Consider the following 24,076-nt stretch of genomic DNA (forward strand, 5'->3'; position numbering starts at 1 on the left):
GCCGCAGAGCGCGCCTGACACCTGTCGAAGGGCGTCAACAGGTCCGATACGCTGGCTAGATGAGCGTTCAGACACAGTCGCCGACGGTGCCGCAAGCAGACCTGCGCGAGCAGGTGCACGAGGCCGCGCGTCGTGCTCGCATCGCCGCTCGCACCTTGGGCACTCTGAGCGCCGAGACCAAGAACCGCGCGCTGCACGCCGCCGCCGACAGCGTGCTGGCCCATGTCCACGAGATCCTGGCCGCCAATGCGGCCGACGTCGAGGCCGCCCGCGAGTCGGGTACCCCCGAGGCGATGCTGGACCGCCTGGCACTCAACCCGCAGCGGGTCGACGGCATTGCGGCCGGGCTGCGCCAGGTCGCCGGGTTGCCCGATCCGGTCGGGGAGGTATTGCAGGGCCGCACCCTGCCCAACGGCCTGCAGCTGCGTCAGCAGCGGGTGCCGCTCGGCGTGGTCGGCATGGTCTATGAGGGCCGTCCCAACGTCACGGTGGACGCGTTCGGGCTCACCCTGAAGTCGGGCAATGCCGCTCTGCTGCGCGGCAGTTCGTCGGCGGCCCGGTCCAACGAGGCGCTGGTGGCCGCGCTGCGGTCGGCCCTGGCTTCGGTCGGTCTGCCCTTGGACGCCGTGCAACTGCTGCCCAGCCACGACCGCGCCAGCGTCACCCACCTGATCCAGGCCCGCGGCCTGGTCGACGTGGTGATCCCGCGCGGGGGAGCCGGCCTGATCGAGGCCGTGGTGCGCGACGCGCAGGTTCCCACCATCGAGACCGGTGTGGGCAATTGCCATGTCTACGTTCACTCCTCGGCCGACGTCGACCTGGCCGAGAAGATCCTGCTGAACTCCAAGACGCGCCGTCCCAGTGTCTGCAATGCCGCCGAGACCCTGCTGGTGGACAAGGCGCTGCAGGAGACCGCACTGCCGCGGCTCACCGCCGCGCTGCGGGAGGCCGGAGTGACCGTGCACGCCGATCCCACCGAAGAGGAGTTGCACACCGAGTTCCTCTCGATGGACATCGCCGTCGCAGTGGTCGACGGGCTCGACGGGGCGATCACCCACATCAACGAGTACGGCACCGGACACACCGAGGCCATCGTGACAATGGATCTTGCTGCGGCCCAGCGTTTCACCGAACAGGTGGACGCGGCTGCGGTGATGGTCAACGCGTCCACCGCGTTCACCGACGGAGAGCAGTTCGGTTTCGGCGCCGAGATCGGCATCTCCACCCAGAAACTGCATGCCCGCGGACCGATGGGCCTGCCCGAACTGACCTCGACCAAATGGATCGTGTGGGGAGACGGTCAGACCCGCCCGGCGTAGCCGCCGACCCGATAGAGACCAGGAGACCACATGAGCGTGCCCGCTCGCCCCGCTCCGTTGTTCGCCGACATCGACGATGTCGCGCGGCGCCTGGCGGAGACCGGCTACCTGCCCGATACCGCCACCGCGACAGCGGTTTTCCTCGCCGACCGGCTGGGTAAACCGTTGCTTGTCGAGGGGCCCGCAGGCGTCGGAAAGACCGAGCTCGCTCGCGCGGTGGCCCAGTCGACGGGTTCGGAGCTGGTGCGGTTGCAGTGCTACGAGGGCGTCGATGAGGCTCGCGCGCTCTACGAGTGGAACCACGCCAAGCAGATCCTGCGGATCCAAGCCGGGCAGAACGCGAACGGCGGCGACTGGGACCAGACCAAGATGGACGTGTTCAGCGAGGAGTTCCTGCTGACCCGTCCGCTGCTGACCGCGATCAAGCGCACCGATCCGACCGTGCTGCTGGTCGACGAGACCGACAAGGCCGACATCGAGATCGAGGGCCTGCTGCTGGAGGTGCTCTCCGATTTCGCGGTCACCGTCCCGGAACTCGGCACGATCATCGCCGAGCGTCCGCCGTTCGTGGTGCTCACCTCGAATGCCACCCGTGAGCTCTCCGAGGCGCTCAAGCGTCGCTGCCTGTTCCTGCACATCGACTTCCCGGATCCGGATCTGGAGCGGCGCATCCTGCTGTCGCGGGTCCCCGAACTGCCCGAGCACATCGCATCGGAGCTCGTGAAGATCATCGGCGTGATGCGCGGCATGCAACTCAAGAAGGTGCCGTCGGTGGCCGAGACCATCGACTGGGGCCGCACCGTGCTGGCCCTGGGTCTGGACACCATCGACGACGAGATGATCGCTGCCACCCTCGGCGTGGTGCTCAAACACCAGTCCGACCAGGTCAGGGCGGCCGGCGAGCTGAAGCTGAACTGATGGTGCCCCGCCGGGTTCGACCGCCGCAGCCGCTGGCCCCGCACGGCCTGCCGGGGCACCTTGTCGAGTTCGTCGAAGCGCTTCGCGGGCAAGGCATCTCGGTCGGACCATCGGAGACGGTGGATGCCGGCCGGGTGATCACCGTGCTGGGGTTGGGTGATCGTGAGGCGCTGCGTGAGGGCATCGCCTGCGCGGTGCTGCGCCGCCCAGACCACCGCGACACCTATGACGCGATGTTCGACCTGTTCTTCCCGGCCGCTCTGGGTGACCGCACCGCGCTCTCGGAGGACGACGAGGGCGATGCCGGTGACGAGAACCGCCCCCAATTGCCGCCCGAGGACATCGAGGCGATGCGTGAGGCGTTGGTGCAGATGCTGGCCGACAACGAGGAACTGGCCAACCTCGACGACCGGATGGCGGCGATGATCGCGCGGATCGTCGAGGCCTACGGCCGGTACAACTCGAGCCGCGGCCCGTCCTACTCGTCGTATCAGGCACTCAAGGCCATGAGCCTGGACGATCTGGAGGGCCGGCTGCTGGCCGGGCTGCTCGCCCCCTATGGCGACGAACCCACGCCGACCCAGGAGGAGATCGCCAAGGCCCTGGCCGCACAGCGCATCGCCCAGCTCCGCAAGATGGTCGAGTCCGAGACCAAGCGGCGCACCGCCGAGCAACTGGGCCGTGACCACGTGCAGATGTACGGGGTGCCGCAGCTGGCCGAGAACGTCGAGTTCCTGCGGGCGTCCGGTGAGCAGCTGCGTCAGATGCGCAAGACCGTACAGCCGTTGGCCCGCACGTTGGCGACGCGCCTGGCGGCCCGGCGCCGCCGGTCCCGTTCCGGGGAGATCGACCTGCGCAAGACGCTGCGCAAATCGATGTCCACCGGTGGGGTGCCCATCGACGTCGTGCTCAAGAAGCCGCATCCGGCCCGTCCCGAGCTCGTCGTGCTCTGCGATGTCTCCGGGTCGGTCGCCGGATTCAGCCACTTCACCCTGATGCTGGTCTCGGCGCTGCGTCAGCAGTTCTCCCGGGTACGGGTGTTCGCCTTCATCGACACCACCGACGAGGTGACCGAGATGTTCGGGCCGGAGTCCGACCTGGCGGTCGCGGTGCAGCGCATCACCCGAGAGGCCGGCGTCTACACCCGTGACGGGCACTCCGACTACGGGCACGCGTTCGTGTCCTTCCTGGACAAGTACCCCAACGTGCTGTCCCCGCGCAGCTCGCTGCTGGTGCTGGGCGACGGCCGCAACAACTACCGCAACCCGGAGACCGGCCTGCTCGCGCACATGGTGTCGTCCAGCAGGCACGCCCACTGGCTCAACCCGGAGCCCAGGCATCTGTGGGGCAGCGGCGATTCTGCGGCGCCGAAATACGCCGACACCATCCCGATGCACGAGTGCCGCTCGGCCAAACAACTGGCCGCGGTGATCGACGGGTTGCTGCCGGTCTGAGCACGGCCCACCGTGGCGCCGCCGTGCCGCAGCCTGCGCACCGCTGGTGAACGCTGCCGTAAGCTGCCTGTTCGTGGCTAGACGGCGCAGGATGGGTGTGATGGGTGGGACGTTCGATCCCATCCACAACGGGCACCTGGTCGCCGCCAGTGAGGTGGCCGACCTGTTCGATCTCGACGAGGTGGTATTCGTCCCGACGGGTCAGCCCTGGCAGAAACACGACCGGCGGGTCAGCGCGCCGGAGGACCGGTATCTGATGACGGTGATCGCGACCGCGTCCAACCCGAGGTTCTCGGTCAGCCGCGTCGACATCGACCGGGGCGGGGCGACCTACACCAAGGACACCCTGCGTGATCTGCGTGACCTCAACGCCGACGCCGACCTGTACTTCATCACCGGAGCCGACGCCCTGGCCTCCATTCTGTCCTGGCAGAACTGGGAGGACCTGTTCTCCATGGCGAGGTTCGTCGGCGTCAGCCGGCCGGGCTACGAGTTGGACGGTGAACACATCGAGGCGGCGCTGCGCGAGCTGCCGCCGGACACATTGACATTGGTCGAGGTGCCCGCGCTGGCCATCTCGTCCAGCGACTGCCGCAAGCGGGCCGAAGAAGACCGGCCGATCTGGTACCTGGTGCCCGACGGCGTGGTGCAGTACGTGGCCAAACGCGGGTTGTATTCCGCAGACGGAAAGGGTGAACACATCATGGAGCCGGTTCGATGAGCGCCACCGCTGAGGCCGTGGCGATGGCGACGGTGGCCGCCCAGGCTGCTGCGGCCAAGCTGGCCGACGATGTGGTGGTCATCGACGTGTCGGGTCAGTTGGTGATCACCGACTGCTTCGTGATCGCGTCGGCCTCCAACGAGCGCCAGGTCAATGCGATCGTCGACGAGGTCGAGGACAAGATGCGGCTGGCCGGTTACAAACCCGCCCGCCGCGAGGGCACCCGCGAGGGGCGCTGGACGCTGCTCGACTACGTGGACATCGTCGTGCACATCCAGCATCAGGACGAGCGGGAGTTCTATGCCCTGGAACGGTTGTGGCGGGACTGCCCGACCGTTCCGGTCGAGCTTGGTGGTCCCGAGGACCCGGAGTCCACGGAATGAGGGCGCGATGAGGGTCCGTCGGCTGGTGCTGTTGCGCCACGGTCAGACCGAGTACAACGCGGGCAGCCGGATGCAGGGGCAGCTCGACACCGAGTTGTCCGATCTGGGCCGCGACCAGGCCGCTGCGGCGGCCGAGGTGCTGGCCAAGCGTCAACCGCTGCTGATCGTGTCCTCGGATCTCAAGCGTGCCCTGGACACTGCGATGACCCTCGGCGATCGCGCCGGGATCGCGGTGGCCGTGGACAAGCGGTTGCGGGAGACGCATCTCGGGGACTGGCAGGGTCTGACGCACCAGGAGGTGGACACCGCCGCTCCGGGCGCCCGCGCGGCGTGGCGTGAGGACGCGAGGTGGGCACCGCACGGTGGCGAGAGCCGCGTCGACGTGGCCGGCCGCAGTGTTCCGGTTGTTGCTGAACTTGTTGCCGGGCAACCTGATTGGGGTCTGGATCAGGTCGGGGGAGGAGCAGACCGTCCGGTCGTGCTCGTCGCTCACGGCGGGCTGATCGCGGCGCTGACCGCCGGCCTGCTCGGCCTGCCGGTGGACAACTGGCCGGTGCTGGGCGGTATGGGTAATGCCAGCTGGGTTCAGTTGTCGGGGCACTCCGAGGACGACGCGGACGATCGTGACGCGTCCGACGTCGTCAAATGGCGGCTGGATGTCTGGAACGCCTCGGCGCAGGTGGCCAACGATGTCCTCTGATCGCTCGCCCGACCGCAGGCCGGTGCTGCTGGTCTTCGCCGACTCCCTGTCCTATTTCGGCCCGACCGGTGGTCTGCCGTCCGACGATCCACGGATCTGGCCCAACATCGTGGCCGAGCAGCTGGGCTGGGACGTAGAACTCATCGGCCGGATCGGCTGGACCACCCGCGACGTCTGGTGGGCCTCGACCCAGGACCCGCGGGCGTGGGCGGCGTTGCCGCGCGCCGGCGCCGTGGTCTTCGCCACCAGCGGCATGGATTCGCTGCCCTCTCCGCTGCCGACGGCCCTGCGCGAGCTGATCCGGTATGTGCGTCCGGCCTGGCTGCGGCGCTGGGCGCGGGACGGCTACGGCTGGATTCAGCCGCGGTTGTCGCCGATCGCCCGGGCCGCGCTGCCACCGCATGTGACGGTGGAGTACCTGGAGATGACGCGCAACGCCATCGATTTCAACCGGCCGGGAATTCCGGTGGTGGCCTCGCTGCCGTCGGTGCACATCGCCGATACGTACGGCAAGGCCCATCACGGACGTGAGCCCACGGTCAGGGCGATCACGGACTGGGCGGCCGAGCATGACGTGCCGTTGGTGGATCTCAAGGCCGCGGTGGCCGAAGAGGTGCTCAACGGGCGCGGCAATCCCGACGGCATCCACTGGAATTTCGAAGCCCACCGGGCGGTGGCCGAGCTGATGCTCAAGGGTCTTGCCGATGCCGGTGTGCCACAACTGGATTCCACCGACTGACGATGGCGGTCATGGTGGTGACCGACTCGACGGCGCGGCTGCGGCCCGAGTTGCGCGAACAGTGGGGGATCCGGCAGGTGCCGTTGCACATCCTCGACGACGGCAGCGACTGGCGCGATGGTGTTGATCCGATACCTGCGGCCATTCACGACCGGCCGCGGGTCACCACGTCCGGGGCATCGCCGGCCGACCTCGCAGAGACCTATCGGCAGGCACTGGCCGACAGCGGTGGCGACGGTGTTGTCGCAGTGCATATTTCGGCGGCGCTGTCGGGCACCTACAGCACTGCCGCGGCGGTGGCCCGCGAGATCGGGCAGGCCGTACGGGTGGTGAACTCCCGGGCCGCCGCCATGGGGGTGGGGTTCGTCGCCCTGGCGGCCGCCGAATCAGCCCGTGCCGGTGGATCACTCGACACGGTTGAGGCGGCGGCGCGCGCCGCGATCCCGCGCGGGCAGGCGTTCATCGTGGTGCACCGGCTCGACAATCTGCGGCGCAGTGGCCGGATCGGTGCGGCGGCATCGTGGTTGGGCACCGCTCTGTCACTCAAGCCGCTGCTGCACCTCGACGTGGACGGCCGGCTGGTGCTCTCCCAGCGGATCCGGACGATATCGAAAGCGCATGCGGCACTTGTCGATCAGATCGCCGAAGCCGCGGGGGACCGGGCCGTGCGCGTGGTCGTGCACCATGTCGACAACCCGGACGGCGCCGAGGAGATCGCGGCGGCACTCACCGACCGGCTACCGAATCTGCAGTCGCTGTCGGTGACGGACATGGGCGCGGTGCTGGCCGTACACGTCGGTGGCGGTGCGGTGGGCGCCTGCATCACCGTGGAGGATGCGTAGCCCGCCCGACGCTTGGCCCCTCCTACGCCGCTTTCTACCTGAGGGCTGTGGATCGACGAAGCGCACAACCGTGCGGTAGAAAGCGGCGCAGCAGAACGGGTGCTAGCCGGCGAACCGTCCGGTGACCGGTGGCAGGTCTTTGAGCGTGAGGATGCCGGGTGCGGCGGCCACCACGGCGGGCACCGCGTTGGTGACCGGCAGCGCGGTGTAGATCATGCCGAGTCCGTTGAGGCTGACCTCGCTCCAGTCCTTCGACGGCAGGCAGTACACGACCGTGCGCATGTTGGGCACGCCGAACACCTGGATCACGTGACCGTGCGCCACCGGCTTCGGCGGGGTGACGTGTTCGCCCATGATCCAGTTGAATCCGACGCTGACGACGTTCTTGTCGCCGACCCAGCCGCGGTGATACCCGTAGACACTGGCCACGGTGCCCTTGGGGATCTGCATGAACCCCAGGTCGGAGTCCTCGCTGGCCGGGGTGAACGTCACGTCGAAGGTGATCCGGTCCAACTTGGCGCCGATCGCGTCCGCCATCATCGCCGCCGACTCGGCGAACACTTCGCTTTCCAGGCGCACGCTCTCGGCCAGCCCGGGCGTCTCCGGGTCCTTACCGAAGCCCATCGCTGCCATGGTTCCGGCCGATTCGTAGACCCCACAGTCGACGGACTCGGTGATCCGGATCTCGTCGACGCTCTCGCACGCGCTGGACAGCACCATGCCCATCATGTTGGTCAGGCCCGGATGCGCCCCGCTGCCGAAGATCGTGGAATTGCCGGTCTGGCAAGCCTTCTCGATGCGCTCCCGGTCTTCGGCGGTCTGTTTGCCGCCGGTGATCCAGGCGGCGCTGGAACAGACGTTGACGCCGGCCTCCAACAGGCGGACGAGTTCATCCACGCTGGGCCAGATCGGGTTGTAGCAGCAGGCATCGGGCTTCAGGGCGATCAGCTCGTCGATGGAGTTGGTGGCCTTGATGCCGGTGGGCTCGGGCCAGCCGGCCAGCTCGGCGGCATCGACGCCGACCTTGTCGGCGCCGTAGGCGTACACGCCGACCAGTTCCATGTCGTCGCGGCCGATGATCGCGTGAAGCGAGCGTCGTCCGATGTTGCCGGTGGTCCACTGGATGACCCGGATCGGCTTACCCGCTGCGGTCATGATCGTCTCCTCGCTGAGCCCTGCGCTGGACTCTAGACACTATCGGTGACTTGTTCACTCGCGGTAGGCACACCACCGTCGCACAATCGAACTGTGGGGCGGGCTCGCCCCGCGACGCCATGAATCGAGGTCAGATCATGGACATCCTCTATGCCCTGTCTGCGGCCGGGGCCGGCGCGGTCGCCCTGCTCTGGCTCGGCGCGAACAACATTCGTGTGGTCAGGCAGTACGAGCGCGGCGTGGTCTTCCGGTTCGGCCGGGTCCAGGACAACGTCCGGCAACCAGGGTTGACGATGCTCGTTCCGGTGGCCGACCGGCTGCAGAAGGTCAACATGCAGATCATCACGATGCCGGTTCCCGCGCAGGACGGCATCACCCGCGACAACGTCACCGTGCGGGTCGATGCGGTCATCTACTTCAACGTGATCGACCCGGTTCGCGCGGTGGTCGACGTCCAGGACTACATGTCGGCGATCGGCCAGGTGGCGCAGACCTCCCTGCGGTCGATCATCGGCAAGAGCAACCTGGACGACCTGCTGTCCAACCGGGAACGACTCAATCAGGGGCTGGAACTGCTGATCGACAACCCGGCGGTGGGCTGGGGGATCCACATCGACCGGGTCGAGATCAAAGACGTCGTGCTGCCGGATTCGATGAAGCGCTCGATCGCGCGTCAGGCCGAGGCGGAACGGGAACGACGGGCCCGCGTCATCACCGCCGACGGCGAACTGCAGGCGTCCGAGAAGCTCGCTGCGGCCGCCGATGTGATGGCGGCTGACCCGGCGGCCCTGCAGCTGCGGCTGCTGGAGACCGTCGTCGAAGTGGCTGCGGAGAAGAACTCCACCGTGGTCCTGCCGTTCCCGGTGGAACTACTGCGGTACCTGGAGCGGGCGACGCCCCAGCCGCCTTCCCCCAGAGTGGTGGGGTGACCAGCCGGTAATCCCCAGCGCACGATTCATCCACAGGAGGTGCGCGCCGGCGCCCCGGGCGCCTGGGATCGTCGTCGCCCGCACTTACCGTCGCGGGCATGGGAACCGATTTGTCGGTGGAGCGGCTCCGTCGTCTGGGCGGTGGTCGTCGGGGTAGCGGAGATGAGGCCGACGCCGAGGGCGTCAGCGGCGAACAAGACACCGCCTCCGAGAGCGCGCTGTCGAGATGGCTGCCCGATACGGCGCCGGGGGACGGCCCGGGCTGGTTGACGAGGGTCCGGGCCGACCCCGGCCGCGCCGGGGCCGTGGTGCTGGCCGGCGTCGGGGTCCTCGCGATCCTGGTCACCGTTTTCACCTTGATCCGTCAGCAGGCACCGCCGGTCGCCTCGGCCAATCTGCCACCGGTGCAAATGGTTTCGTCGGCGGGCCCGACACCGGATGCGAACGCCCCGCCAGGACCGGTGGTGGTCAGCGTCGTCGGGCTGGTGCACAAGCCCGGTCTGGTGACCCTGCAACCCGGGGCGAGGATCGCCGATGCGCTGGAAGCCGCCGGTGGCCCACTCGACGGTGCCGACCTGATCGGGCTGAACATGGCCCGCCGGGTCGGCGACGGCGAGCAGATCGTGGTCGGCATCGACCCGCCGCCGGGGCAACCGGCGACCATGGGCAGTTCGGTCGCCGGCGACGCGCCGCCGTCGAGGCAACCCGGTGCGCCGCAGAAAGGGGCTGCGAAAGCCACCGCCGGCGCGCAGTCGGGGCCGGTGGACCTCAACACGGCGACGGTCGAGGACCTCGACGCGTTGCCCGGTGTCGGTCCGGTGACCGCCGAGGCGATCGTGGCCTGGCGGGCGGCCCACGGCCGGTTCGACAGTGTCGATCAACTCGGCGACGTGGACGGGATCGGTCCGGCGCGCTTGGAGAAACTGCGTGAGCTGGTCCGGGCGTGATGCCTCCGACCGGGACGGGCACGCCGACGACGGGTGGGCCGCGGGGCAACCACTGGATCTGCGCCTCGTCCCGGCCGCCCTGACCGCGTGGTCGGTGTCGGCGGCGGCCATCGTCTGGGGTGCGGGCGCCGCGGTGATGGTGGGCCTCGGCGCAGTGGGGTTGACCTGGCTGGCCGCCCGCTGGGGAGACGGCCAGGGCGCGGGTGTTGCTGCTGCCGTTCTGGCGGTGGCGGCCGTCGCGGCCGGATTCGGCGTCGCCGTCGGGCTGCGCGTACATCAGGTCGACCATCACCCGATCGGTCGTCTCTACGGCGCAACCGCGACGGTCGAGGTCGTTCCCGCCGAGACTCCGCGGACGATCAAGGGCGGTCGGGTGATGTTCCGGGCCGCGCTGCGTCGGGTGGATCAGTCCTCGATGTCGGGGCACGTCCTGGTGTTCGCACCACCTGGCTTCGGGGCGGTCGATCCGGGGCGTCCGGCGACATTCCGGGCATCCGTGCGGCGTCCGGGCCGCAGGGATCTGAGTGTGGCCGTGCTGTCGGCGTCGGGTCAGCCGTCGCTGGGTGAGGCATCGGCGGTGCAGCGCGCCGCCCAACGGATCCGGGCCGGCTTCGCCGAGGCGGCCCGGGCGGTGCTGCCCGCCGATCAGGCGGCCATGCTTCCCGCGTTGGTGCTGGGGGACACCTCGACGGTCACCGGCACGACGACCGCACAGTTCCGCACTGCGGGTCTGACCCATCTGACTGCGGTGTCGGGCGCCAACGTGACCATCGTGTGCGGTGCGCTGCTGCTCGGCGCGGCATTGATCGGGCCGCGAGCGGCCGTGCTGCTCGCGGGCGCCGGGCTGGTCGGGTTCGTCATCGTCGTGCAGCCCTCGGCCAGCGTGTTGCGGGCCGCGGTGATGGGGGCGGTGACCCTGCTCGCGGTGTTGACCCACCGGCGTCGGCAGGCGGTACCCGCATTGGCCGCCAGCGTGATCGCGCTGATGATCGCCACCCCCGAACTCGCGGTCGACGTCGGGTTCGCGTTGTCGGTGTGTGCGACGGCGGGCATCGTCGTGCTGGCGCCGGTATGGTCGGGCCGGCTGCAGGCCCGCGGCTGGCCGCGCCCGGTGGCGGCGGCGGTCAGCGTCGCGGTCGTGGCCCAACTGGTGACCGCGCCGCTGGTGGCCGGGATCTCAGGGACGGTCAGCCTGGTGGCGGTCGCCGCCAATCTCGCAGTGGCGTGGGTGATTCCGCCGATCACCATCCTCGGCACCGCGGCGGCGGTGTGCTCGACGGTCTGGCCGGGTGCAGCCCAACTGTTGATCCGGTTCACCGGACCGGAGCTGTGGTGGCTGCTGTCGGTGGCCCGCTGGGCTTCGGCACTGCCGGCAGCCGCCGTGCCGTCGCCCTCGGGGTTGGCCGGCGTGGTGTCGGTGGCACTGGGCGGGTTGGCGTTGACGGTGTTGTGGCGGCTGCGCTGGATGCGTCGCGGGTTGGCCGCGCTGGTGTTCGGGTTGCTGGCCTGGGCGCTGGCGGGCCAGGTGGTCGGGGCTGTCGGGTCGGCGTGACACGATCATCGGTGTGAGCGAACAGATCGACGGTCTGCACCTGGTTCTGGGCGATGAGGAACTGCTGGTCGAGCGTGCGGTGGGGTCGGTGCTGCGGGCGCTGCGCCGGCAGGCCGGGTCCGATGACGTTCCGGTGGACCGGATGCGGGCCGGTGAGGTCAGCACCAGCGAGCTCGCTGAGTTGCTGAGCCCATCGCTGTTCGCCGAGGAACGCCTGGTGGTGCTCGAGGCGGCCGCCGAGGCAGGCAAGGATGCCGTGGCCCTGATCGCCTCGGCCGCAGCCGATCTGCCGCCCGGTACGGTGCTGTGTGTCATCCACTCCGGTGGAGGGCGGGCCAAGGCGCTGGCCGATCAATTGAAAAAGCTTGGCGCACAGGTGCATCCGTGCGCGAAGATCAGCAAGCCGGCCGAGCGTGCAGATTTTGTGCGGGGCGAGTTCCGCACACTGCGGGTCAAGGTGTCCGACGACACGGTCACCGCGGTACTTGACGCGGTCGGCTCGAACATCCGTGAGCTCGCCGCGGTGTGCTCACAGCTGGTGGCCGACACCGCAGGGCAGGTCGACGCGGTCGCGGTGCGCCGCTATCACAGCGGCAAAGCGGAGGTGAAGGGCTTCGACATCGCCGACAAGGCGGTGACCGGAGATGTCGCGGGGGCCGCTGAGGCGTTGCGGTGGGCGATGCTGGCCGGCGAGCCGCAGGTGGTCCTGGCCGATGCGCTGGCCGAGGCGGTGCACACGATCGCGCGGGTGGGTCCGCTCTCGGGAGATCCGTACCGGCTGGCCGGTGAACTGGGGATGCCGCCCTGGCGGGTGCAGAAGGCGCAGAAGCAGGCGCGCCGATGGTCGCGCGACTCGGTGGCCGAGGCCATGCGGGTGGTCGCCGCACTCAACGCAGACGTAAAGGGCGCAGCGGCAGATGCCGACTACGCCCTTGAAACAGCGGTACGCCGGGTGGCGGAACTCGCCACCCGGTGAACCGGGAAAACTATTTCGGGTTGAACCGAAGGATCAGAGCTTGTTCAGCGCCAGGGCCAGGGCCGACTTCTTGTTGGCAGCCTGGTTGGCGTGGATGACGCCCTTGCTGGCGGCCTTGTCGAGCTTGCGGCTGGTCGACACCAGCAACTCGGCGGCCTTGTCCTTCTCGCCCGCGTCGATGGCCTCGCGGAAGCCGCGCACGGCGGTACGCAGCGACGACTTCACCGACTGGTTACGCAGCCGACGACGCTCGTTGGTGAGGATGCGCTTTTCCTGCGACTTGATGTTGGCCACGTAAAAATTCCTTCGTAATTCTCTAGCTGGGGTTACCGAAGTCTGGGTGCGCACACCCGCACTGCGGGCAGCGACTGTTCAGGGTACCAGCGAGGCGTCCGAACTCCCAAAGCGGCGCCGGCCGAACGTGGGCTGCCCGCGCCCCGGTTCCAGACACTTGTACCACGTCAATCGGCCTTTGGCCTGCCGAAACGGGCTGCGCCGTTGACCCGGCGAAACGGCGTCAGGTGCGGCAGCATGGCAAGGGTGAGCCTGAGAACAGTCCGTAGCCAAGGGCCAGGGTCGAACGGGTCCGGCCCAGCCGGACAGCGTGCCGCTTCGGCGCGCCGCGTCAGACATCAGGGCGTCTTCGACGGCTACAACCGGTTGGGCCGCTACTCGGAGGCTTTCGACGAGATGTTCGACGGCTCTGGCAACGTGCGCGGACCGTACAAGGGGATCTTCGCCGAGCTTGCTCCGTCGGACGCCTCCGAGCTGCGGTCGCGGTCGGACGCGCTGGGCCGGGCGTTCATCGATCAGGGCATCACATTCTCGTTGTCGGGCCAGGAGCGGCCGTTCCCGCTCGACCTGGTGCCGCGGGTGATCTCGGCGGCCGAATGGTCTCGGCTGGAACGCGGCATCACCCAGCGGGTGAAAGCGCTGGAGATGTATCTCGACGACGTCTACGGCGAGCAGGAGATTCTGCGGGACGGCGTGATCCCGCGTCGGCTGGTCACGTCATGTGAGCACTTCCACCGGGAAGCCGCGGGCATCGTTCCGCCCAACGGGGTGCGTATCCACGTCGCGGGCATCGATCTGATCCGTGACGACAAGGGCGTCTTCCGGGTGCTCGAGGACAACCTGCGGTCGCCGTCCGGGGTGTCCTATGTGATGGAGAACCGGCGCACGATGGCGCGCGTTTTCCCGAACCTGTTCGCCACCCACCGGGTGCGTGCCGTCGGCGACTACTCGTCGCACCTGCTGCGGGCGCTGCTCAACGCCGCACCCACCAATGTCGCGGACCCGACCGTCGTGGTGCTCACCCCAGGCGTCTACAACTCGGCCTACTTCGAGCACTCGCTGCTGGCCCGGCAGATGGGGGTCGAGTTGGTCGAGGGGCGCGACCTGTTCTGCCGCGACAACGCCGTCTACATGCGCACCACCGAGGGCGAGCGTCAGGTCGACGTCATCTACCGACGCATCGACGACGCGTTCCTGGACCCGATGCAGTTCCGGCCCGACTCGGTGCTGGGGGTGGCCGGCCTGCTCAACGCGGCCCGGGCCGGCAACGTCGTGATCTCCAGTGCGGTGGGCAATGGGGTCGGTGACGACAAGCTCGTCTACACCTACGTCCCGACGATCATCGAGTACTACCTGGGCGAGAAGCCGGTGCTGGCCAATGTCGACACCTACCGCTGCTGGGTGGACGCCGAACGGGAAGAGGTGCTCGACCGGATCGACGAACTCGTCATCAAGCCGGTGGAAGGTTCGGGCGGGTACGGGATCGTGTTCGGTCCGGACGCCTCGGCCAAGGAACTGACCGCGATCGCCAAGAAGATCCGCAACGACCCGCGCGGCTGGATCGCCCAGCCGGTGGTGCAACTGTCCACCGTGCCCACCCAGATCGGCGACAAGCTGGCGCCCCGGCACGTGGATCTGCGCCCGTTCGCGGTCAACGACGGCAACGACGTCTGGGTCCTGCCGGGCGGGCTGACCCGGGTGGCGCTGCCGGAAGGGTCTCTGGTGGTCAACTCCAGCCAGGGCGGTGGGTCGAAGGACACCTGGGTGCTGGCATCGCGGACGTCTGCGGCCGATCGCGAACTCGCCGCGGCCGAGGTGGTGCGGTCACTGCCGGAAACCGCCAACGGGCCCAAAAGTGATGGCGCAGCTGATGGTTCGTCGTCTCAACAACAGCAGTAGCAGGGGGTGGGGGTAGATGCTGGCGCGCAATGCCGAGTCGTTGTACTGGATCGGACGCTATGTGGAACGGGCCGACGACACCGCACGCATCCTCGATGTCACGGTGCACCAGTTGTTGGAGGACTCCAGCGTCGACCCCGACGTGGCCTCACGCACGCTGCTGCGGGTGCTCGGGATCGAGCCGCCCACCCGCCGCCTGGACGTGTGGTCCTTGACCGACATCGTGGCGTTCAGCCGCGACAGCGGGGGTAACTCGATCGTCGACTCGATCTCGGCTGCCCGCGAGAATGCCCGCGGTGCCCGCGAAGTCACCTCGACCGAGATCTGGGAGTGTCTCAACACCACCTACAACGCGCTCGCCGAGCGGGAGCGCGCGGCCAAACGCCTTGGCCCCCACGAGTTCCTGTCCTATGTCGAGGGGCGCGCGGCGATGTTCGCGGGCCTGGCCGATTCGACGTTGAGCCGCGACGACGGCTACCGGTTCATGTTGTTGGGGCGCGCGATCGAGCGCGTCGACATGACCGTCCGGTTGCTGCTGTCGCGGGTCGGGGACAGTGGGTCGTCGCCGGCCTGGGTCACGTTGCTGCGCTCGGCCGGGGCCCATGACACCTACCTGCGTACCTACCGCGGCGTGCTCGACGCCGGTCGGGTGGTCGAGTTCATGCTCCTGGATCGGCTGTTCCCCCGGTCGATCTTCTATTCGCTGCGGTTGGCCGAACACAGTCTCGACGAGTTGCTCAACCGGCCGCACAGCCGGCTGGGGGCCACCGCCGAGGCTCAGCGGCTGCTGGGCCGGGCGCGCAGTGAGCTCGAGTTCCTGCAGCCGGGGGCGCTGCTGGAATCGTTGGATGCCCGACTGGCCGGCTTGCAGAAGACCTGCCGCGACGTCGGAGAAGCGTTGGCACTGCAGTACTTCCACTCCGCACCCTGGGTGGCCTGGACCGACGCCGGTCACGGGGATGTGGTTGTGATCGAGGAGGGCGAGGTTTAGATGTGGCGGCTACGGGTGGTGCACTCGACCGGATATGCGTACAAGTCGGCGGTGACGGCGTCGTTCAACGAGGCCCGATTGACCCCGCGGTCGGATTCGCGTCAGAACGTCATCCTCAACCGCGTCGAGACCATCCCGGCGACCAGGTCCTACCGGTACGTCGACTATTGGGGTACGGCGGTGACAGCTTTCGACCTGCACGCTCCGCACACCGAGTTGGAGGTCTCGGGGTCCTCGGTGGTCGAGACCGACGTCGCGGAGAAACCCGATGAGCTGGCCGGGTGGGATGACCTGGATACCGAGGCCGTGATCGACCGGTTCGACGAGGTGCTCAGTCCGACCCACTACACACCGCACAGCAAGCGGATCGCGAGCGTGGGACAGCGGATTGCCAAGGAGCACGATCCGTTCGAGGCGGTCGGGGCGGTGGCGCAGTGGGTGCGTAGCGAACTCGACTATGTGTCGGGTACCACCGGGGTGCACTCCTCGGGTCTGGATGCCCTGCGGGAGGGCAAGGGCGTGTGTCAGGATTTCGCCCATCTGTCGTTGATCATGTTGCGGTCCATGGGAATTCCGGCCCGGTATGTGTCGGGTTACCTGCATCCGTCGCGGGAGGCGGTGGTGGGCGACACCATCGACGGTCAGAGCCACGCCTGGATCCAGGCGTGGACCGGCGGCTGGTGGCACTACGACCCGACCAACGACTCCGAGATCAACGAGCAGTACGTCAGTGTCGGTGTGGGCCGGGACTATTCGGACGTGGCCCCGCTCAAGGGGATCTATTCGGGTGAGGGCTCGACGGATCTCGATGTGGTCGTGGAGGTCACTCGGCTGGCTTGAGCCGGCCCGCACCCGCGCGACCCAGGTTGCGAAAGCCGGGGTGCACGTGCGGAGCCAGCTCGTGGTGCACGGCGAGGGTCTGCAGCAGGACGTGGAGGTTGTCCCGTTGGGCGGCGTCGAGGCCGGCGGTCATGCGCTCATCGTGCCGGCGCGCCAGCTCTCCGATGCGGCGCAGCGTCTTCTTTCCCGCGGTGCTGAGGTACAGCGCGTGTAGTCGGCGGTCGTCGGGATTGCGGCGTCGTTCGACGTAACCGCGGTCCTCGAGGTCGTCGACGTAGCTCACCACCCGGCTGGGCAACAGGCTCAGTTGGGTGCTCAGGGCCTGCTGACTGAGGCCGGGCTGCCCGCCGATCGCGCGCAGGATGCCGGCGTGCGGAGGGGTGAGCTCGAGGGTCTCCATCTGCTCGGTGAACAGTGTCGCCGCCCGGTGGCCGAGTTGCGCCAGCAGGAATGCCACGGTGTCCGGCCCAGTTTCCACGTCGAAACCGTATCACTGACAAATGGTTCAAAACTGAAAACATTCAGACGGTTGCCGCGGGGGTGACTACGGGCATATCGTTCAATCCATGAACGATTCAACAGCTGATCGAATCCGGCCGCCGCGATCGGGGGGTCCTCAAGGCGGACCACCCTTGGCCCCGCTGGCAGCGGTCTCGCTCGCGTTGGTGCTGGTGGGGCTGGGCGTCGGCGTCGCGCTCGGCGGGGTGATGCCGTTGCCGTACGGCGCGGCCGTAGATGTCCTCCGATATGTCCACGACCATCACGGGGCGGTGCAGGCCAGTGCGGTGGGCACGTTCGCGGCGTCGGTACCGCTGGCGATCTATGCCGCGACGGTGAGCACCCGGTTACGGCAACTCGGCGTGACGGCGCCGGGTGCGACCATCGCCCTGGCGGGCGGGGTTCTCGCCTCCGGTGCACTCGCCTTGGCTGGGCTGATCTGCTGGACGATGTCGCGACCCGAGGTGGTGGTCGACGACGGTCTGATCCACGCGCTGTACTACCTGGTGTTCCTCACGGGCGGGGTTGGGCACATTGTCGCGCTCGGTCTGCTGCTGGCCGGGATCGCGGTGCCCGGCCTCATCCTCGGGCTGTTGCCGCGGGCGCTGGCCTGGACCGGTCTGGGCATCGCCGCGCTGGCCGAGGTGGCCACGCTGGTACTGATCTGGCCAGAAGCCGCGGTGATCCTGCCGATCGCCCGGTTCACGGGCCTGATCTGGCTCATCGTCGCCGGTGCCCTCCTGCCGACGCGCCGGGCCCACGTGCGGCACGGATGAAGCTCAGCGTGAGTGTCACGAACTATTCGTGGCCGGAACCGATTCACGAGCGACTCGCCGATCTGGCGACGTTCCTCGACCGCACCGCCGTCGACACCCTGTGGGTGGCCGATCATCTCGTGCAGGCCGACCCCTCCTGTCGGAGCGACGCCCCGATGCTCGAGGCGTACACCGTGCTCGGTTACCTCAGTGCGGCGACGCGGCACATCCGGTTGGGCACGATGGTGACCGCGGCGACCTTCCGCGCGCCCGCCCTGTTGATCAAGACGGTGACGACGCTCGACGTGCTGTCGAACGGGCGGGCGTGGCTCGGGCTCGGTGTGGGCTACAACGCTGCCGAGGCCACCGCGATGGGACTGTTCCTACCTGACACCGAGGAACGGTTCGAGCGGATGACCGAACTGCTGCAGTTGGCCGGTCAGATGTGGCGCGGCGACCAAACAGCGTTCCTCGGTGAGCATCTGACTGCGCAACAGCCGATCGGCAGTCCGCTACCCGTCACCGCACCGCATCCGCCCGTGCTGATCGGCGGAACGGGTGAGCGTCGCACACTGCGGCTCGTCGCACAGTACGGCGACGCGTGCAACCTGTTCGACATACCCGACGGCGGCGCCACGATCCGCAGGCAGCTCGAGGTTCTCGATCGGCATTGCGCCGACGTCGGACGGCGGGCCGACGCGATCGAGCGAACGGTGACCACGGCGCTTGACGACGATGCGCGGCCTGAGGCGCTCGTCGAGCGCTGCCACGCGTTGGCGGACTCGGGAATCCAGCATGTTGTGGTCATCGCCCGCGGCCGGCCGCTGACCGGTGCCGACCTCAATTGTGTTGCGGGCGCAGCGGATCGGCTCGCCACCTAATCTGACAACCCCAGGTGCCAGCGCAGGAGATGGGCCTCGTGGACGCCGATGGTCGGCTCGGCGGCATCGATGAGCGAACCCAGGCGATCGAGGGTGGACGGGTGCGGCAGCTGGTATGCGGTCGAGGCCTCGCGGTCCAACCATCCGCTGAGATCTGTGCTGGCATGGGCGCGCAGCTTGTCGTCGACGTCGACGACACCCTGCAGGTCGGCCTCGATCCGTGCCCAGGTATCCCTGCTGACCAGCAGGCTGAACGCCGCTTGCCGAACGTGTGGTGGCTGGTCCGCCCGCAGCAATTTCCACAACCGATCCGTCGGCGGACGGTCTGGCTGACCGCGTAGCGCGGCCAGGACCGCACGCACGACAATCGGGGCGGGGTCGGTGAGCATGCCCGAGATCCTGTCGAGGGGGCCACCCAGCCGGCGCACTGTCCGTACCGCCTCGGCTCGCACCCGCGGCCGGTCATGCTCGAGATAGCAGCAGACCAGCTCCACGTCATCGTTGGTGCCGCACTCGCCGAGCCCGGCGACCACACCGCGCAGGTGTGCGTCGTCAACCGAGAAGAGCAACTCCCGGTAACGTGCAGCCGCGTCCCGGCCGGCACGGCGCATGGCCCACTGGGCAGTTGCCCGCACAGTCGCCGACCGATCGGCCAGGACTGGTTCCCCTGCCTCTGGGCGCCCGATCTGGACCAGGCCGGCAAGTGCCTCGGCGCGCACCCGCGTGAAGCGGGCGCCGAGCAGATGCTCCAACGTGTCCGATTGCCCGCGGCGTATGGCGGAACGGACGACAGCCTCGACACACAAACTCTGGCAGACGTTGTCCCGCTCGGTCAGGGCCGCCTCGACGACTGCCGTCGAGTCGGGCTGAGCCTGCTCGAGCCACACGCGGTAAGCCAGCCGGCGGACGTGGACATCGCCGCTCATGCGTGCCGCGTCGAGCGTTCCGTCCGTCCGTGTCCGCAACGCCTCGGTGACCGCTGCGACGGCGTGCTCGCCGCGACGCCAGTCCCGCATTGCCATCGCGACGCCCGTCGCCGCGATCAACGCATCCGCATCTGCGTCGGCGAGCATCGCGGGCAGCGCCGCGGCGGCGTCGACCCGAACCGGTTCCGCCCAATCCGCGGTACGGATCAACAACAGGGGAAGCAGCCGCTGACCATCCCGCATCGACCGGGAATTCACAGCACGCTGCCGCTGCCGACCGTCTCCGGAGCAGGCGGTCAGCAGCAGGGCCACGGAATCGGACCTGTGCCTGGCGGCCTCGATGATCTGTCGCCATCGGTAACTCGGATGCCGCACCTTCCGCAATGCGGTGTCCAGCCGCAGCCAGGTGCGTGGGCGTACGGACGACAACACCGACATCACCTTGTCGAGCTCAACCCCGTCGGCGGCCAGTTGAGCGAGGATGTTCGCCGCCGCGTAGAGGCTGCCTCCGCCGTCCGCCTCAGCCATCGCCGTGGCCAAATCGTCCAGAGGGTCATTTCCGGGTTGCCCCGACCCCTGCATCGCGATCACCCCTTCCCGCTCGGTGCGGTTCAGTGTGAGCGCAGCGCCCGGGTCGATGCCAACGGATTTCGTGGCGCACGCCGCAGATCAGCTGCGCGCCTTGGTACACACTCCGGGATGAACCTGGACACGGTGCAGATCGTCACCCAATTCGATCTGTCGGTCGAATTCCGATGCGGCCAACGCCCGCCAGTCGTCCTCGGTGCCCGCAGCGATCGCCGGAACGTAGTGGGTCAGGATCAGGATGCCCACGCCGGCCCGGGTGGCGGTGGCAGCCGCTTCTTCCACCGACGAGTGGTAGTCGCAGATGTCGCGGATCCGTTGCATCGGAAGCTGATTCACCAGGTCTTTGCGAATCACGGTGTGCACCAGGGCTCCTGCGCCGGCGGCCAAGGCATCGAGACTCTCGCATGGCACGGTGTCGCCGGCCAGCACCACGGACGCGCCGGCATGCTCGACCCGGAACCCGATGGTCGGTGTCACCGGCCGGTGATCGGTGGGGGCGGCCTGGATGCGCACGCCGTCGTGATCCCAGACCACACCCGTGGTGTGTTCATGTACCTCCACGGGTGGCGGAGCCGTCAGGTCCGCGTGATGGGCGATGCGGTAACCGATGTCATGCCCGAAGGCCCGCAGTGTCGCCTCGACCACCTCGGCGGTGCCCGGGGGACCGATGATCGGCAGGGGAGCGGCATCCGCGGTGAACGTGCTCACCCAACGGGTGATGATCACGTCGCCGAGGTCGGCGATGTGATCGCTGTGCAGATGAGTCAGCAGCAGCGCGCTGAGCTGGTTGGCGCCCGATCCGGCGGCAGCCAGGCGCTGCAGCACGCCGCGCCCGCAGTCGATCAGGAACGTCTGGCCGCCGGCGCGGACCAGGGTTGACGGCCCGGCCCGCTCCGGATCGGGAATCGGGCTACCGGTGCCGAGCAGCGTGACCTCGATCATGGGGTCATTCCTACTCGTCCCGAACCAAACAGGCGTGGCTTCTTCCTAACTGACGAACACCGCTTTAGCCTGGTGTGAGGTGGATCACGATGGAGGCTGCCGATGCGAATCGCGGACGTGCTGAAAAACAAGGGCACGGCGGTGGTGACGATCTCGCCCGAGACCACAGTGACCGAGCTGCTGGCGGGGCTGACCGAGTTGAACATCGGTGCCATGGTCGTGATGGGACCCGACGGTTTGGCCGGCATCGTCTCGGAACGCGATGTGGTGCGCAAACTGCACGAACGCGGCAGCAGCCTGTTGGCGCAGCCGGTGTCGGAGATCATGACCACGGTGGTGGCGACGTGCACGCCCCGCGACACCGTCGATCACCTCAGCGCCTTGATGACCGAGAACCGGGTACGCCATATCCCGGTCCTCGACCGCGGCAGGCTCGCCGGCATCGTCAGCATCGGGGACATCGTCAAGACCCGCATGGAAGAACTCGAGGCCGAGCAGGAACAGCTGCAGGCCTACATCACCCAGAGCCGTTGACCTGAGTGCTCATCGCGGCGCCGCGAACTCGGTCGGCCACGCGATGATCGATGCGGCTATGAACCAACGTGCTCCGCACATCAGGCATTCCGCGCACGTCCGCAGGTATGCGATGGTGGGCACATGGCCGCCGTCGACGTCCGTCCCGCCCACAAATCAGACATCAAACAGCTCGCCGCTGTCCTGGGCCGGGCGTTCCACCACGACCCGGTGATGACGTGGATGTTGCCGGACGACACGCACCGGAAGCGGGCGCTGGCCCGGATGTTCGCCACCATGACCCGCCACCATTTCCTCGCCGGAGGAGGTAGTGAGGTGGCGGTGCAGGACGGTGTCATCGGCGCGGCAGCACTGTGGGATCCACCCGGCTGCTGGCGGCACACCCAACTGCAGGAGCTGCTGATGATGCCCGGCTTCGCCGTGGCTTTCGGGCGCCGGGCCGGTCGGGGCCAGCAGATCGCCGGGTTGATGAAAAAGCATCACCCCGAGGACCCGCACTGGTATCTGGCGGTGATCGGCAGCGATCCCACCGTGCGCGGTGGCGGTTTCGGGCACGCTCTCATGCAGTCCCGGCTGGACCGGGTCGACGCCGAACACGCTCCGGCGTATCTGGAATCGAGCAACCCCGACAATGTTCCCTACTACCTGCGTTTCGGGTTCGAGGTCACCGGCGAGATCGTGCTGCCCGACGGCGGACCGGTGATGACTGCGATGTGGCGCCGACCGCGGTAGGACAGATCGGCCGGCGGCTGGCTATCCGAATACGCCGGTCATCTTCATGATCAGCAACACACCGACCGCGACGAACACCGCGATGAGCAGCACCACCCCGATGATCGCTGCCACGGATGTGGGCGTGTACCGATGCCTGGGCCGCGGTGCGGGTTCGCCCAGGCCCGAGGTTTGCGCCGAGTCGGGCGGGGTGGCGCCGGGAGCGACACCGCCGCCGGGTTCCAGATCGGGAATCTCGGCCGGATCGGGATCGGGTGGTAGCGCGGTCATGGCCTAGGAATGCCCGCTGACGCCGATTTAATGCGTCGGAACGCCCGTCGCGGGCAGGCAATCACGCCACATCGTGGCTGTTACAGTGCGAAGACCGACCAACAGGGGAATCCGGTGCGAAACCGGAACTGACGCGCAACGGTATGAGGCACCGCCTCGAGTCCGATCACCTGTGGCCGGGTGTGACTGTCGACGGCTCCGCGACCGAGCCCTGTATCGAAGGAAGTCTTGGCCGTGCGGGTATTCGCGGTGTTGTCCCTGTTGGCTGTGACACTGTCACTCACGGTGGCGTGCGGGCGCCCCGACCCACCTGCGGACAACGCGGGCGCGGCATCTGCCGGGCCAGGCCCCACCAGCTATCCACTCACCATCGAGAACTGTGGTGTGACCGTCACGTTCGACGGGCCTCCGCAGCGGGCGGTATCGCTGTACCAGGCGTCGACGGAAATTCTGCTGGCGCTCGGTCTGGCCGATCGGATGGCCGGCACCTCCACGTGGTTCGACCCGGTCCTGCCCGAACTCGCGGACGACAACGCCGAGGTGCCCAGGCTGGCCGACAACGACCCGGGTCTGGAAGCAGTGCTGAGCGTGGAGCCGGATCTGGTGACGTCGGCCAGCGCTCATACCTTCACCCCCGCGGTGGTCGCCGACCGTGCCAGGTTCGCCCAGCTGGGTATCCCGACGTATCAATCGCCTTCGGTGTGCACCGGAGCGAAGGTCGATGGTGAGACCGTCACCCGTACCGAGCCGCTGGCATTCGACACGCTGTTTCGGGAAATCACCGAGCTGGCGCAGATCTTCGATGTGCAGCAGCGTGGCCGGGACCTGATCACCCGGCTTACCCGGCGGCTGGACGACGCACCGTCGATCACGGCGTCCAATACCACTGTGGCGTTCTGGTTCTCGGGGCTGCGGACGCCGTACCTGGCCGGATGCTGCTCGGCGCCCGGCCTGTACGCGACCGAACTCGGTGTCACCAATGTCTTCGCCGACGCCCGCGAGGACTGGCCGGAGGTCAGCTGGGAGTCGCTGGCCGATCGTGACCCTGACGTGCTGATACTGGCCGACCTCAACCGCAGGCGCATCGACGGTGATTCCCTGGACACGAAAGTGAAGTTCCTGGAATCGAATCCGGTGACCAGGAACATGGCCGCGGTGCGCGAGAAGCGGTATGTCGTGCTGACCGGGTCCGAACTCGACCCCGGAATCCGGGAGATCGACGCGGTGGAGAAGCTGGCGGCCGGTTTCAAGACGTTCGGCCTGGCCCAGTGAACCGGCTGATCGCCTGCGG

The 24,076-nt window shown here is 68.2% G+C and carries 26 protein-coding genes; 20 read left to right on the forward strand and 6 right to left on the reverse strand.

Going from position 1 to position 24,076, the window contains the following annotated elements; all coding sequences use genetic code 11:
• Positions 1-59: 59 nt before the first annotated feature.
• The 8 genes from AC4LGL_RS26015 (at position 60) to AC4LGL_RS26050 (ending at position 7,076) form a co-directional block, all read left to right on the forward strand.
• Complete coding sequence (locus tag AC4LGL_RS26015; protein WP_491841267.1) at positions 60-1,319, forward strand: glutamate-5-semialdehyde dehydrogenase; 1,260 nt, start codon at positions 60-62, stop codon at positions 1,317-1,319.
• A gap of 30 nt (positions 1,320-1,349) precedes the next feature.
• Positions 1,350-2,237: an AAA family ATPase gene (locus tag AC4LGL_RS26020; protein WP_491841268.1), complete on the forward strand. Its 888-nt coding sequence runs from the start codon at positions 1,350-1,352 to the stop codon at positions 2,235-2,237.
• Entirely contained in the window at positions 2,237-3,691 is a 1,455-nt protein-coding gene (locus tag AC4LGL_RS26025) for a vWA domain-containing protein (RefSeq protein ID WP_491841269.1), read from the forward strand. Before AC4LGL_RS26020 ends, AC4LGL_RS26025 begins: the two co-directional genes overlap by 1 nt.
• A gap of 73 nt (positions 3,692-3,764) precedes the next feature.
• Positions 3,765-4,412 carry a nicotinate-nucleotide adenylyltransferase gene (gene nadD, locus AC4LGL_RS26030; protein ID WP_088304484.1) on the forward strand — a complete coding sequence of 216 codons (648 nt, stop codon included), beginning with the start codon at positions 3,765-3,767 and terminating at the stop codon, positions 4,410-4,412.
• A complete protein-coding gene (gene rsfS, locus AC4LGL_RS26035; RefSeq protein ID WP_491841270.1) occupies positions 4,409-4,795 on the forward strand; it encodes a ribosome silencing factor in 387 nt (128 codons plus the stop codon). Before nadD ends, rsfS begins: the two co-directional genes overlap by 4 nt.
• A 7-nt stretch (positions 4,796-4,802) precedes the next feature.
• Entirely contained in the window at positions 4,803-5,495 is a 693-nt protein-coding gene (gene gpgP / locus AC4LGL_RS26040) for a glucosyl-3-phosphoglycerate phosphatase (RefSeq protein WP_491841271.1), read from the forward strand.
• The gene (gene octT / locus AC4LGL_RS26045; RefSeq protein WP_491841272.1) at positions 5,485-6,234 is read left to right on the forward strand and encodes a diglucosylglycerate octanoyltransferase; all 750 of its coding nucleotides are present in this window, start codon (positions 5,485-5,487) and stop codon (positions 6,232-6,234) included. Before gpgP ends, octT begins: the two co-directional genes overlap by 11 nt.
• 2 nt (positions 6,235-6,236) lie before the next feature.
• The gene (locus AC4LGL_RS26050) at positions 6,237-7,076 is read left to right on the forward strand and encodes a DegV family protein (RefSeq protein ID WP_491841273.1); all 840 of its coding nucleotides are present in this window, start codon (positions 6,237-6,239) and stop codon (positions 7,074-7,076) included.
• Positions 7,077-7,178: 102 nt separating this feature from the next.
• On the opposite strand, the gene AC4LGL_RS26055 is transcribed toward AC4LGL_RS26050, so the two are convergent.
• Positions 7,179-8,231, reverse strand: coding sequence for an NAD(P)H-dependent amine dehydrogenase family protein (locus AC4LGL_RS26055; protein ID WP_491841274.1), 1,053 nt, complete (start codon positions 8,229-8,231; stop codon positions 7,179-7,181).
• Between the two features lie 137 nt (positions 8,232-8,368).
• Between AC4LGL_RS26055 and AC4LGL_RS26060 the strand changes: the two genes are divergently transcribed.
• The 4 genes from AC4LGL_RS26060 (at position 8,369) to holA (ending at position 12,635) form a co-directional block, all read left to right on the forward strand.
• On the forward strand, positions 8,369-9,160 hold the full coding sequence (locus AC4LGL_RS26060) for an SPFH domain-containing protein (RefSeq protein ID WP_491841275.1): 792 nt from the start codon (positions 8,369-8,371) through the stop codon (positions 9,158-9,160).
• A 98-nt stretch (positions 9,161-9,258) separates the two neighbouring features.
• Positions 9,259-10,107 (forward strand): ComEA family DNA-binding protein, encoded by an 849-nt coding sequence (locus AC4LGL_RS26065; protein ID WP_491841276.1) that lies wholly within the window; start codon positions 9,259-9,261, stop codon positions 10,105-10,107.
• Positions 10,088-11,659, forward strand: coding sequence for a ComEC/Rec2 family competence protein (locus tag AC4LGL_RS26070; protein ID WP_491841277.1), 1,572 nt, complete (start codon positions 10,088-10,090; stop codon positions 11,657-11,659). The genes AC4LGL_RS26065 and AC4LGL_RS26070 overlap by 20 nt, the downstream gene beginning before the upstream one ends.
• 13 nt (positions 11,660-11,672) lie before the next feature.
• Entirely contained in the window at positions 11,673-12,635 is a 963-nt protein-coding gene (gene holA / locus AC4LGL_RS26075) for a DNA polymerase III subunit delta (protein ID WP_491841278.1), read from the forward strand.
• Between the two features lie 33 nt (positions 12,636-12,668).
• Here the strand turns inward: holA and rpsT are convergent, their stop codons facing one another.
• Positions 12,669-12,929 carry a 30S ribosomal protein S20 gene (gene rpsT / locus AC4LGL_RS26080; RefSeq protein ID WP_055115535.1) on the reverse strand — a complete coding sequence of 87 codons (261 nt, stop codon included), beginning with the start codon at positions 12,927-12,929 and terminating at the stop codon, positions 12,669-12,671.
• Positions 12,930-13,166: 237 nt separating this feature from the next.
• On the opposite strand from rpsT, the gene AC4LGL_RS26085 reads away from it, so the two are divergent.
• From AC4LGL_RS26085 to AC4LGL_RS26095, 3 genes are read left to right on the forward strand one after another with little or no spacing between them, the layout of a single operon-like run.
• Entirely contained in the window at positions 13,167-14,828 is a 1,662-nt protein-coding gene (locus AC4LGL_RS26085; protein ID WP_491841279.1) for a circularly permuted type 2 ATP-grasp protein, read from the forward strand.
• 16 nt (positions 14,829-14,844) lie between these two features.
• Positions 14,845-15,819, forward strand: coding sequence for an alpha-E domain-containing protein (locus tag AC4LGL_RS26090; RefSeq protein ID WP_055115532.1), 975 nt, complete (start codon positions 14,845-14,847; stop codon positions 15,817-15,819).
• Positions 15,820-16,659, forward strand: a complete 840-nt coding sequence (locus AC4LGL_RS26095; RefSeq protein WP_491841280.1) for a transglutaminase family protein — start codon at positions 15,820-15,822, stop codon at positions 16,657-16,659. It begins immediately after the preceding gene.
• On the opposite strand, the gene AC4LGL_RS26100 is transcribed toward AC4LGL_RS26095, so the two are convergent.
• On the reverse strand, positions 16,643-17,137 hold the full coding sequence (locus tag AC4LGL_RS26100; protein ID WP_491841281.1) for a MarR family winged helix-turn-helix transcriptional regulator: 495 nt from the start codon (positions 17,135-17,137) through the stop codon (positions 16,643-16,645). The two genes, AC4LGL_RS26095 and AC4LGL_RS26100, sit on opposite strands and share 17 nt — an antisense overlap.
• Before the next feature lie 88 nt (positions 17,138-17,225).
• Between AC4LGL_RS26100 and AC4LGL_RS26105 the strand changes: the two genes are divergently transcribed.
• Together AC4LGL_RS26105 and AC4LGL_RS26110 are read left to right on the forward strand one after the other, a co-directional pair.
• Positions 17,226-17,933 carry a hypothetical protein gene (locus AC4LGL_RS26105; protein WP_491841282.1) on the forward strand — a complete coding sequence of 236 codons (708 nt, stop codon included), beginning with the start codon at positions 17,226-17,228 and terminating at the stop codon, positions 17,931-17,933.
• Positions 17,934-17,941: 8 nt separating this feature from the next.
• Complete coding sequence (locus AC4LGL_RS26110) at positions 17,942-18,793, forward strand: TIGR03560 family F420-dependent LLM class oxidoreductase (protein WP_491841283.1); 852 nt, start codon at positions 17,942-17,944, stop codon at positions 18,791-18,793.
• Here the strand turns inward: AC4LGL_RS26110 and AC4LGL_RS26115 are convergent.
• Both AC4LGL_RS26115 and AC4LGL_RS26120 read right to left on the reverse strand, forming a co-directional pair.
• The gene (locus tag AC4LGL_RS26115; RefSeq protein WP_491841284.1) at positions 18,790-20,247 is read right to left on the reverse strand and encodes a HEAT repeat domain-containing protein; all 1,458 of its coding nucleotides are present in this window, start codon (positions 20,245-20,247) and stop codon (positions 18,790-18,792) included. The genes AC4LGL_RS26110 and AC4LGL_RS26115 overlap by 4 nt on opposite strands.
• 141 nt (positions 20,248-20,388) lie before the next feature.
• Positions 20,389-21,249, reverse strand: coding sequence for a ribonuclease Z (locus tag AC4LGL_RS26120; protein WP_491841285.1), 861 nt, complete (start codon positions 21,247-21,249; stop codon positions 20,389-20,391).
• 102 nt (positions 21,250-21,351) lie between these two features.
• Here AC4LGL_RS26120 and AC4LGL_RS26125 point away from each other — a divergent pair, with 102 nt between their 5' ends.
• Positions 21,352-21,783, forward strand: coding sequence for a CBS domain-containing protein (locus AC4LGL_RS26125; RefSeq protein ID WP_064882456.1), 432 nt, complete (start codon positions 21,352-21,354; stop codon positions 21,781-21,783).
• Between the two features lie 123 nt (positions 21,784-21,906).
• Positions 21,907-22,515 (forward strand): GNAT family N-acetyltransferase, encoded by a 609-nt coding sequence (locus AC4LGL_RS26130; protein ID WP_491841286.1) that lies wholly within the window; start codon positions 21,907-21,909, stop codon positions 22,513-22,515.
• A gap of 21 nt (positions 22,516-22,536) precedes the next feature.
• Here AC4LGL_RS26130 and AC4LGL_RS26135 read toward each other — a convergent pair whose 3' ends face one another.
• Entirely contained in the window at positions 22,537-22,785 is a 249-nt protein-coding gene (locus AC4LGL_RS26135) for a DUF6480 family protein (RefSeq protein ID WP_491841287.1), read from the reverse strand.
• A gap of 234 nt (positions 22,786-23,019) precedes the next feature.
• Between AC4LGL_RS26135 and AC4LGL_RS26140 the strand changes: the two genes are divergently transcribed.
• Positions 23,020-24,057, forward strand: a complete 1,038-nt coding sequence (locus AC4LGL_RS26140) for an ABC transporter substrate-binding protein (protein WP_491841288.1) — start codon at positions 23,020-23,022, stop codon at positions 24,055-24,057.
• Positions 24,058-24,076 lie beyond the last annotated feature (19 nt).

This window comes from Mycolicibacterium arcueilense (genome assembly GCF_058536225.1).